This is a genomic window from Falsiroseomonas sp. RANM36 (genome assembly GCF_056682175.1).
The window spans coordinates 1-8,401 of record NZ_JBWXTD010000015.1 but is presented as its reverse complement, the minus strand read 5'-3'; the positions used below and the strand labels follow the sequence as shown (position 1 = coordinate 8,401).

At 74.6% G+C, this 8,401-nt stretch carries 9 protein-coding genes and 1 pseudogene; 7 read left to right on the top strand and 3 right to left on the bottom strand.

Annotation, left to right across the window (positions count from 1 at the left end):
* Positions 1 to 475: pseudogene (locus AC1MIR_RS27370) on the bottom strand (glutamine--fructose-6-phosphate transaminase (isomerizing)); the annotation flags it as partial.
* 91 nt (positions 476 to 566) lie between these two features.
* Complete coding sequence (locus tag AC1MIR_RS27365) at positions 567 to 1,568, bottom strand: glycosyltransferase family 4 protein (protein WP_480031333.1); 1,002 nt, start codon at positions 1,566 to 1,568, stop codon at positions 567 to 569.
* Between the two features lie 138 nt (positions 1,569 to 1,706).
* On the opposite strand from AC1MIR_RS27365, the gene AC1MIR_RS27360 reads away from it, so the two are divergent.
* The 6 genes from AC1MIR_RS27360 to AC1MIR_RS27335 are packed head-to-tail and all read left to right on the top strand — an operon-like array spanning position 1,707 to position 7,064.
* The gene (locus AC1MIR_RS27360) at positions 1,707 to 2,063 is read left to right on the top strand and encodes an STAS domain-containing protein (protein WP_480031332.1); all 357 of its coding nucleotides are present in this window, start codon (positions 1,707 to 1,709) and stop codon (positions 2,061 to 2,063) included.
* A complete protein-coding gene (locus AC1MIR_RS27355) occupies positions 2,051 to 2,443 on the top strand; it encodes a hypothetical protein (protein ID WP_480031331.1) in 393 nt (130 codons plus the stop codon). The genes AC1MIR_RS27360 and AC1MIR_RS27355 overlap by 13 nt, the downstream gene beginning before the upstream one ends.
* Entirely contained in the window at positions 2,443 to 4,560 is a 2,118-nt protein-coding gene (locus tag AC1MIR_RS27350) for a polysaccharide biosynthesis/export family protein (RefSeq protein ID WP_480031330.1), read from the top strand. The genes AC1MIR_RS27355 and AC1MIR_RS27350 overlap by 1 nt, the downstream gene beginning before the upstream one ends.
* 3 nt (positions 4,561 to 4,563) lie before the next feature.
* Positions 4,564 to 5,232: a P-loop NTPase family protein gene (locus AC1MIR_RS27345; RefSeq protein ID WP_480031329.1), complete on the top strand. Its 669-nt coding sequence runs from the start codon at positions 4,564 to 4,566 to the stop codon at positions 5,230 to 5,232.
* A 3-nt stretch (positions 5,233 to 5,235) separates the two neighbouring features.
* The gene (locus tag AC1MIR_RS27340; RefSeq protein WP_480031328.1) at positions 5,236 to 5,562 is read left to right on the top strand and encodes an Hpt domain-containing protein; all 327 of its coding nucleotides are present in this window, start codon (positions 5,236 to 5,238) and stop codon (positions 5,560 to 5,562) included.
* Positions 5,559 to 7,064, top strand: a complete 1,506-nt coding sequence (locus AC1MIR_RS27335) for a sigma-54-dependent transcriptional regulator (protein WP_480031327.1) — start codon at positions 5,559 to 5,561, stop codon at positions 7,062 to 7,064. The genes AC1MIR_RS27340 and AC1MIR_RS27335 overlap by 4 nt, the downstream gene beginning before the upstream one ends.
* On the opposite strand, the gene AC1MIR_RS27330 is transcribed toward AC1MIR_RS27335, so the two are convergent.
* Positions 7,040 to 8,002, bottom strand: coding sequence for a glycosyltransferase family 2 protein (locus AC1MIR_RS27330; RefSeq protein ID WP_480031326.1), 963 nt, complete (start codon positions 8,000 to 8,002; stop codon positions 7,040 to 7,042). The genes AC1MIR_RS27335 and AC1MIR_RS27330 overlap by 25 nt on opposite strands.
* A gap of 117 nt (positions 8,003 to 8,119) precedes the next feature.
* On the opposite strand from AC1MIR_RS27330, the gene AC1MIR_RS27325 reads away from it, so the two are divergent.
* Positions 8,120 to 8,401, top strand: a 282-nt coding sequence (locus tag AC1MIR_RS27325) for a hypothetical protein (protein WP_480031325.1), incomplete at its 3' end; no start/stop codon positions are given.

Below are 8,401 nucleotides of genomic sequence, written 5' to 3'. Positions count from 1 at the left end.
CGGCGATGCCAAAGGCGCCGGAGAGGCGCGCGCAGCTGGCCTGCAGCGCCGCCTCGAAGCCGGCGCCGCGCGCCATGGCGGCGGCGAGGAGGTGGGGTATCACCTCGCTGTCGGTGTCGGAGCGGAAGACGGCACCCTCGGCCTCCAGCTCGGCGCGCAGCGCAGCGTGATTCTCGATGATGCCGTTGTGCACCACGGCGATGCCGCCCGCCTCATGCGGATGGGCGTTGCGCGCCTCCGGCCGGCCATGCGTGGCCCAGCGGGTGTGGCCGATGCCGGCGCGCCCTTGCGGCATGGCGGGCGCCAGCGCCGCGGAGAGGTCGCGCGCGCAGCCCACCACCTTGTGGACCGCGAAGCCCGGGCCGGCCACCGCCACCCCCGCGCTGTCATAACCGCGATAGGCCAGCCGCCCGAGCGCCGCGACCAGGTCGCCCGCCACGGGATGCCCGTTCACCAGGCCGATGATGCCGCACATGCCGTTGCTCCTGTCGAGACGTGTCGGGAGGCCAGGGGCACGCCGCGTGCCAGACCCTGTTTCGCGAATTGCGAGGCAGCCGGCGGTCGGCTCAACCGAGGCCGGCATAGGCCGCCCGCATCCGCGCGATGCCCGCGGCACGACCATGCCGCGCGGCCACGGCGTCCCGCGCATGAAGACCCATGGCGTCGCGCTCCGCCTGGGGCAGCGCCGCCCAGCGTGCGATGCAGGATGCAAGCGCCGCGCTGTCGCCCGGCACGGCGAGGAAGCCGTCCACGCCGTGCCGGATCAGCCCCGGCAGCGCGCCGAGGCCGAAGGCGGCGACCGGCACGCCATGCGCCATGGCCTCCAGCGCGGCGAGCGGCATGCCCTCGGCCCGCGAGGTGATGGCGAGCAGCCCGATGCCCGCCCAGGCCCCCTCCATGCCCGGCCGCGCGCCATGGAACAGCACGCGCCCGCCGGCCTGCGCCTCACAAACCGTGCGCAGCGCGCCGTCGCCGAAGGCCTCGAAGCGCAGCGCGTGCATGCCGCGCGCGATGTCGCAGAAGATGTCGGGCCCCTTCTCATGGGAGAGCCGCCCGACGAAGGCGATGACGGACGGGCGCGACGAAGGCGCCTCCGGCGGGATCGCGACGAAATTCGGCACCAGCGCGGCGCCCCAGGGCAGCCGCGCGCGGATCGGCTCGCTCACCGCGATGCGGCCGCCGAGGCAGGCGGTCCAGCGATCCGCCGCATCCCACAGCGCGACGCGCCCGCGCGGCCGCTCCCCCGCATGGAAGGAGGCGACGACGCGCACTCGCGCCAGCCGCCCGGCAAGGCGCCCGAGCAGATTGGCCTTGTAGCCATGGGTGTGCAGCAGGCGCGGCCGGCCGCTGCGCAGCCGCCGGGCGAGCGGGGCGAAGCCGCCCGCCAGCGCCTCCTGCGGGATGCCGGCCGCAGCGAGCCGCGTGCGCAGCGGATGCGGGCCGTGGTCCTGCAGGAACAGCACGCGCGGCCGCTCCCCGGCCTCGGCCAGGCCCTCCGCCAGTTCGGCGACATGCGTCTCGATCCCGCCGGGCCCGCGGCTGTCCAGTAGAAGCCAGGTTTCGTCCATGCCGGTCACCTCCGTTCCGGAGGCCAGGGCATGCGGCGTGCCCGGCCGACCCTCGCATTCTGCAAGGCAGGCTGCGGCGGCTCGCCCGGCATGGCCGTTGCTCCGGCGCCGCCGGGTTCCAGCAAGGACGACGCCGCGATGATCATCAGCACCACTGCCGAGCGCGACACGCTCTGCCTGCACCTGGCCGGCGCGCTCGACGCGCAGGGCGCCGTCGCGCTGCGCCCGGGCTTCGAGCGGCTTGCACTGGATGCAACCCAGGATGTACTGCTCGACCTTTCGGATGTAGAGTATCTCGACGGGGCTGGAATCGGGGCGGTGGCCTTTCTTTTCAAGCGGTTGACGGCGCGGGGACGACGGGTGCGGCTGCAGGGCGCGAGGGGCCAGCCGCTCGCGACGCTGCGCGCGCTGGGCCTCGGCCGGGTCTTCGGGCTGGAGCCGCGGCGGACGAGTTTCGCGCGCCTCTTCGGCAAGGGGCTGGCTTGGGCGCGCTGAGCCGCGAAGGGCGGGCGGCGCTCGCCGCTGCACTGCTCGTCGCCCTGGCGGGCTGCACCGCCTGGCCGCCGCCGGGCCAGGGCGGGCAGGCGGAGCGCGGGCGCGCGGCGCTGCCGGCCGGCACCGGCCCCTCCCTGGCCAGCCGCCTGGCCTGTGCGCTCGGCCGGTTCGAGCAGGTCCGCGCCGGTTCCGCCGAGGCCGGCATCCTGACCGGGCGCGTGGAGGCGGCGACCGATCTGGTCGTGCGCGCCCAGCGCGAGGTGCAGGCGGGGATGACGCAGGACGCGGCGATCACCCTCGACCGGCTGGAGGCCGAGACCCTGGTGCTGCGGGCGCAACTGCCCGGCCCCGCGCAGCCGCCGCCCGCGGCCTGCGGGTGATGCGGCGCCTTCTGGCCCTGCTGGTGCTGGCCTGCGCGCTGTTCGCCGGCATCGCGCCCGCGCGCGCGCAGACGAACGGCGCGGCGCGGCTCGGGCCGGGCGACGTGCTGCAGATCGTCCTGCCGGGCGAGGAGGCTTTCGCCAACCCCTTCCAGATCGACCGCGCCGGCAACGTCACGCTGCCGGAAGCGGGCGAGGTCAGCCTTTCGGGACTGACCGTCGCGCAGGCGCGCGACCGCGTGCGCGCGGCGCTGGCGCCCACCTTCCGCGACCTCGGCCGCCTCAACGTGATCCTGCGCGAGCGGCGCCTGCTGCTGACGGTCGGCGGCTTCGTGCGGACGCCGGGGCCGGTTGAGCTGCCCGCCGGGTCCAACGTGCAGATGGCGATCGCCGCGGCCGGCGGCCTTGCGGCGGGCGCGCAACTCGACCGCGTGCAGGTCCGGCGCGGCGGGCAGGCGATCACCTTCGACTACAAGCGCTACCTCGACACCGGCGACGACCGCATCCTGCCGGCGCTGCGCAGCCTGGACACCGTCTTCGTCCCCGCCTCGCCCCTCACAGGCAATGTCGAGGTGCCCTTCGACGCCCGCACGCTCACCGCCGCCGGCGACGCGGCGGACGACCGCAACGCCGTGCGCGTCTTCGGGGAGGTGAACCAGCCCGGCTCCTTCGCCCACCGCCAGGGCATGACCGTGATGGACGCGATCATCCGCGCCGGCGGCGTCACCCGCTACGCGGGCACCGAGCAGATCCGCATCATCGCCGGCGGCGAGCCGCGGCCCTTCAACCTCAAGGCCTTCCTCGACACCGGCAACGCCACCCTCAACCCGCCGGTCGCGCCGGGCACCACCATCTTCATCCCCGCCCAGACCGAGGAGGTCCGCCAGGGCCCGCGCGTGGTCTATGTGATGGGCGAGGTGCAGCGCCCGGGCGCCTTCGAGATGCGCGCCGGCGCCGGCTTCTTCGACGTGCTCGCCAATGCCGGCGGCCCCTCCCGCTTCGCCGAGACGCGCCAGGTGCGGATCATCCGCGCGGACGGGCGGCGTGTGGATCTCTTCGACCTCGGCGGCTTCATCGAGCGCGGCGGCGGCGTGCCGCCCGCGATCAACCCGGGCGACGGCATCTTCGTTCCCGAGAAGACGCAGGGCACCGAGCAGGCCTCCTGGCTGCGCACGCCGCCCACGCGGGCGGTGCGCGTGATCGGCGCGGTGCGCGCGCCCGGCCGCTACGAATGGTCGGACGAGATGTCGCTGCTCGACCTGCTGGCCCAGGCCGGCGGGGCGAATGAGCGCGGCGACCTCGCCAACATCCAGATCGTCACCGCCGACCAGGGCGGCCAGACGATCCGCTTCGACCTGCGCCGCTTCCTCGACGGTGGCGGATCCTTCCGCGCGCTGCCGCGCATCCGCTCGGGCATGACCGTGAACGTGCCCGAACTACCGCAGAGCCCGACGGACAGCCGCAGCCAATGGGTGCAGCAATCGGCCGACCGCTCGATCTACGTGATGGGCGCGGTCGGCAAGCCGGGCCGCTACGCCTTCGAGGAGAGCCTCTCCTTCCTCGACATCATCTCGGCCGCCGACGGGCCGACCAACCAGGCGGACCTGCTGAACATCCGCGTCGCGCATCGCGGCGAGGGGCGCGACCGCGTCAGCCGCGTGAACCTGGCGCGCTACTTCGAGACGGGCGACGAGACGCTGCTGCCGCGCGTGCGCCCCGGCGACGTGATCTTCGTGCCCGACCGCAACCGCAACTGGCTGGAGCAGTCGCCCGGCAGCACCGTGCGCGTGCTCGGCGCGGTGAACCGGCCTGGGCGCTACCAGTTCACCGACGGCATGAGCATCCTGGACCTGCTGGCCGAGGCCGGCGGGCCGAACCGCGACGCGCTGCAGGAGCGGATCGTGGTGGTGAACCTTTCCTGCTGCGCCGACCAGGCGCGGAGCTTCGACCTGCCCGCCTTCGCCCGCAGCGGCGACGTCACCCGGCTGCCCGTCGTGCGCGCCGGCGACACGGTCTACGTGCCGACCAGCTCGCAGAGCGACTGGCGCCTGTTCTTCGACAGCGTGCGCGACATCGTCACGATGCTGTCCGTCATCGCGCTGCTGGGGAGGATCTGAGCCATGCCGCCCGAGCCTGGCGAAACCGAGATGGAGGCGCTCTGGCTCGCCGTGTCCGGCACCGGGGCGCGCAGCCTCGCGATTCTCTCGGCCCGCGCCGGCGAGGGAACGACGACGCTCGCCGAGGCGCTGACGCGCCGCGCCGCGCAGGGTGGCCGGCGCGCCCTGTATGTGGACCTCTCGGGCGGGCATGCGGCAGGCGCCGGGCTCGGCCTCGCCCCCGATGCGATCCTGCCGGGCGCGCAGGAGGGTGTGGGCGTGCTGGCGAACCCGTCCGACGCCGCCGCGCGCGCCTGGCGCGATCCGGCGCGGCTCGCGTCGCAGGCCGCGGCCTGGCTGGAGGAGCGGGACCTGATCGTCTTCGACTGCGCACCGCTGCTTGCCGAGAGCACTGCGGGCGTGCCGCCGCTGTCCGTGGCCGCGGCGGCGGAGGCGACCATCCTCGTCGTGCTGGCGGGCCACACCCCCGCATCCGATGTGCGGGACGCGCAGCAGCGCCTTGAGCGCGGCCGGGCGAGGCTGATCGGCACGGTGCTGAACGACCGCGACAACCCTTCCCTGCTCGCTGAACTGGAACGGGAGGCCGGCCGCCTCGACCGCGTGGCGCCCGGCGTCTCGCGGCGGATCCGCGGCGCGCTGCGTCGCTCGAGCCTGCTCGCGCAGAGGACCTGACCGATGCCGGCGCTCGACCCGGACGTGACGCTGCAGCTGCGGGATGACGTGCCGGCGGAGATCTTCGCCAGGATCGTCGCGACCTTCGAGGCCGACAGCGCGCGCCTGCTGGATGCGATGGAGGACGCGGACGAAGCGGGCTTCGCGCGCGCGGCGCATACCCTGGCCGGCGCCGCGGGGGTCGTCGGTGCGGCGGAGCTGGCCGCGAGCGCCCGCCTCGGCATGGCCGGCGGCGGAGCGGGGGGGCGCGCCGCGCTGATGCCGCTGCTGCGGCGACAGGCGGACGAGGCGGTGGCCGCGCTCCGCGCCCTGGTCGCGTCACCGCGATGAGCCCGCCCGCCGCCCGCATCCTGCTGGTGGAGGACAACCCCACCCAGGCCGAGGTCACGCGCGCCTTCCTGCACGACCTCGGCCACGAGATGCGGCTGGCGGAGACCGCGCAGGAGGGCATCTCCGTCGCGCTCGCCTGGAGCCCGGACCTCGTGCTCCTCGACCTGCAGCTGCCGGACGGCAACGGCTTCGAGGTGATGCGCCGGCTGCGCGACAACGCGATGGACACGCCGGTGGTGGTGATCACCGCGAACGGATCCATCGGCGTCGCGGTGGACGCCATGCGCGAGGGGGCGGCGGATTTCCTGGTGAAGCCCTTCGCCAAGGCGCGGCTCGGCACCACCCTCGGCAACGTGCTGGAGAAGCGCGCGCTCGCGCAGGAGCTCAGCAGCACGCGCGCGCGCCTTGCGCCCAACCGCTTCTTCTCCTTCATCGGCGCCTCGGAGCCGATGCGCGCGGTCTATCGCACCATCGAGGCCGTCGCGCCCTCCCGCGCCAATGTCTTCGTCACCGGCGAGAGCGGCACCGGCAAGGAGCTGGCCGCGGAGGCCGTCCACAAGGCCTCCCCGCGCGCCCGCAAGCCCTTCCTGGCGCTGAACTGCGGCGCCATCCCGCGCGACCTGCTGGAGAGCGAGATCTTCGGCCATGTGAAGGGCGCCTTCACGGGGGCCACCGACAACCGCATCGGCGCCGCCAAGGCGGCCGATGGCGGCACGCTGTTCCTCGACGAGATCGGCGAGATGCCGCTCGACATGCAGGTGAAGCTGCTGCGCTTCGTGCAGACTGGCACCTTCACGCCGGTCGGCGCCGCGAAGGCGGAGAAGGTGGATGTGCGCTTCGTCTGCGCCACCAACCGCGACCCGCTGGCCGAGGTGGAGGCCGGGCGCTTCCGCGAGGATCTCTACTACCGGCTCTATGTCGTGCCGATCGACCTGCCGCCGCTGCGCGAACGCGGCGCCGACGTGCTGCTGATCGCGCGCCATTTCCTGCAACTCTTCGCGAAGGAGGAAGGCAAGCGGTTCCGCGGCTTCGCGCCGGACGCCGAGGCGGTGCTCGCCGCCTATCCCTGGCCCGGCAATGTGCGCCAGTTGCAGAACGTGGTGCGCAACATCGTCGTGCTGCATGACGGCGAGCAGGTGACGACGCGGATGCTGCCGCCGATGCTGTTGCGCGGCGTGCAGCCCGTGGGCAGCCCCGGCGCCCGCGTCGCCGCGCCGACGCCCCCGCCTGCCGCCGCGCCCGTCCTGCTCGCGCCGGAGCCGGAGCCGGAACCGACGCCCGAGCCGGAGCCCCTGAGCGCGACGCTGCCGGAAACGCCCGCCGACCCGCCCGCGGCGCCGGCGGGAGAGATCGAGATCGTGCCGCTCGCGGTGATGGAGCGGCGGCTCATCGAGGCGGCGCTGGCACAGACCGGCAACGATGTGCCGCGCGCGGCGGCGCTGCTGGAGATCAATCCCTCGACGATCTACCGCCGGCTTCAGGCCTGGCGCGCGACAGGCTGAAGCGCAGCCCGGGCGGGGCGCAGCGGCCGCAGCAGCGCCGCCGCCGCCTCGCGCAACTGCCGCGCCGAAGGCTGCAGGGCAAGCGCGCGCAGCCTGAGCGCACCGGCGCGAACCGCCGCGCCCGCGGCCGAGGCGGCCTCGGCCTCCGCCACCAGTAGCCGCGCCCGGCAGGCGCGCACCGCATCCGGCGAGATCGCGCACGCCGCCGCCTCGTAGCGCCGCGCCACGGCACGCATCGCCGCCGCCCGCGCCGCGCCGGCCGCGGAAAGGTTCCCAGGCCGGTGCTGGCGATACTCCGCCAGGGCGCGCGGCACGCAGCCGACCGGGCCGCAGGCCGCGAGCCGGAGCCAGAGATCCCAGTCCTCCGCCTGGTGCAGGCTCTCGTCGAAGCCGCGGACGGCGCGCAGCATGTCGGTGCGCGCCATCACCGTGGACGTGCCGACGACATTCTCCGCATAAAGCTGCGCGAAGGCGTCGTCGCCCAGCACGAAGGGCTCCTCCCGCCCGGCATGGCGCGCCGCGAAGCGCGGCCAGAAGGCGAAGCAGCCGCCGCCCAGCGTGCCGTCCGGCCGGCGATGACGGTAGTCGGTGAAGGAGAAGCCGATCTCCGGCCGCGCCGCGTGCAGCGCCGCCTGCACCGCGAGCTTGTCGAGCCGCCAGCGGTCGTCGGCATCGAGGAAGGCGATGAGCGGCGTGCGCGCCGCGGCGATCGCCAGGTTCCGCGCCGCGGCCGCGCCGCGCCCAGGGCCGCGCAGCACCCTGAGGCGCGGATCCTCGGCGGCGAGGCGCGCGAGGAACGCCGCGGTTCCGTCGGTGGAGCCGTCATCCACCACGATGATCTCGACCTCGGCGCCGCCGATCGAGGCGATGGCATGCGGCAGCCAGCGCCGCGCATCGCGGCTCGGGATGACGACGCTGATCGCGGGGTGGTCTGCCATCGTGGAAGCTCCTGGGTTGCTGGCGTCCTGCCAAGCACGCCCCGTTCCAGCGGCTCTTGCAGATTGCGAGGCTTTGCGCGGCGGCACCCTGGCACGCGCGATGCGAGGACGCGCCGCATGCCCTTCGACACGCTTTCCCGCCCGACCCATGCGAAGCCCGACCGCCTGGCGATCCTGCATGTGATGGCGGCCTTCCCGGTGCTGTCGGAGACCTTCGTCAGCAACGAGATCCGCGCCCTGCGCGCGCTCGGCCACCGCGTCGTGCCTCTGGCGCTCTCCGAAAAGGCGCATGCCTGCCAGCCGGAGGACGAGGCGTTCCGCGCCGAGACGCTGCATGCGGCCGGCATCGGGCGCCGCGCCCCCCCCCCCCCCCCGGGCGCCCCCCCCCCGCGCCCCCGC